General features: G+C 35.7%; 1 protein-coding gene. It reads right to left on the bottom strand.

The annotated features are described in order from the left end of the window. A partial coding sequence (locus tag AC1DPQ_RS27795; protein ID WP_477611573.1) for a hypothetical protein occupies positions 1–1,251 on the bottom strand: 1,251 nt, incomplete at its 3' end. Positions 1,252–1,371: the final 120 nt, after the last annotated feature.

Below are 1,371 nucleotides of genomic sequence, written 5' to 3'. Positions count from 1 at the left end.
ATCTTTAAATGCCCAATAATGACAATTAAATGCTTCTGGGTTATAATTTCCATCACTAAGAATTTGTGGCTGCGATTTTGTAAAGACAGCGTTGTAGTCATTTCCATTCGCTGACAATGCCGCTCTCCATGGACTTGTTGCAGGTGCCCGATCCCGCGGCCGGTAACTATTTTGTCTAATAGCCTCCAGGAAATTATCAAACTCTTTTTCAGTAATAGTAGGATTCGATGTCAAAAATGATTGAACCCAAGCTACGAAAATTCGGTTATCGGCAGTATTTCCTCCATTTTCAAGCACATAGTTAACTATTTTATTTGCTAAAAATGGTTTGTTCAAAAAGAAATCCTGAGCAGATGGAGCTAACTTAACTAAATCGATGAGAAGGTTTACATCAGGAGGAACAACTATTCCCCCTATTTCGCCGATAGTTGTCGTATTGTTAGGATCGACCGTGCCATTTCCATCTGGAGTTTGGTAACCATAATATTGTGAATAATATGTAACGCTATAATCGGCTAGACCAGTTGAATTTCCCCAACTTAAAAGATTTTGAATTGAGCCAAAATCAGGGGGAGCAATGTAGGAATTATAATCATCAGATACTACAAAGGCTTTTATAGTGTCCCATACCTGCTGTAAATCTAGTCCATAACAACCTGGTCCGTCTTCACCATTTTCCTTCCAAACAGAAAATGTGATCCAACAACGTACGTGTTGCCAAAAGCTCGTCATAAGCAATTGATTTTTTAGTGTTGATTCATGACTTGTTTCTTTTTGCAAGGATCGCTTCCCATTTTCAATAATCGACGAGGTCATTTTTTTTAAGAAAAAATTAATAGGTAAAAATACCATGCGTCTATGTTTAAAATATGCTGCAATATACTCTTTACCATCTTCGAGATTGACAGATATCACAAAGTCAATAGTCTTGCCACTTTGACTATCGATAAGAGCTTGGTGTTTGTTGTAGTAACAACTAAGCTTGTCATTGACATTTGCAAAAACTATATCCACATCATCTGTTACTTTAAATTGCAAAAACTCCTCTCCACCGGACTTCTTTATTACTGCATTACTCCAATCAAGTTGATAAGATTGTCCTTCCCCAGCAAAGTAAACATTCTGTTTTTTGTAATGGTCAAAAAAGGATTGAATTTGCGACTGTTCAATACCAATAAATTGGGGGTTTGATTCAACTCTTTCTTTCCGGCAAGACTGAAAGAAAAAACATATTGTAAATATCGGGATCATAACCCGAGAAAAATTGAAATTCATGAGAACGTTAAAATTTGAAATAAATATAATGGTTTTAACATGAAAATTCTTGAAATAAAAAATAATTACCGCCTACTAATTCTTCACCTTTCCCAG

It is taken from the genome of Pedobacter sp. 01T416_2, from assembly GCF_056398925.1.
Note: the sequence above shows the minus strand (reverse complement) of the source record. Positions and strands in the feature narration are given on the sequence as shown.